Genomic DNA, 257 nt, shown 5'->3' on the forward strand with positions numbered 1-257 from the left:
CGGCCTGAAGCTGGCGATAGACATCTTCCCGCAGGCAGGTCAGATGAATATGTAGTTGATTCTGGCTGCGGCCATAAGCGGAATTCAGCGCCATGCCGAGCCGATCCTCAGGCACTTTAGCGCCATAGGCCGCCATCAGACGATAACGCATTAACCAGGCGTAGCCGAAATAGTCGGGACGTCCGGGGCGCGTTAGCGCGATGCTCTCAATGCCGGACATCGCCACCGTGGGCACCAGAATAAAGTGCAACCTGTGG

The 257-nt window shown here is 58.0% G+C and carries 1 protein-coding gene; it reads right to left on the bottom strand.

The annotated features are described in order from the left end of the window. Positions 1–257 (bottom strand): CDP-diacylglycerol diphosphatase (locus SB765_RS31350; protein ID WP_410932725.1); only part of this gene is annotated, 257 nt, incomplete at both ends.

The sequence above is a fragment of the Pseudomonas sp. SIMBA_067 genome (genome assembly GCF_046534675.1).
GTDB classification, from domain to species: Bacteria; Pseudomonadota; Gammaproteobacteria; order Pseudomonadales; family Pseudomonadaceae; genus Aquipseudomonas; species Aquipseudomonas putida.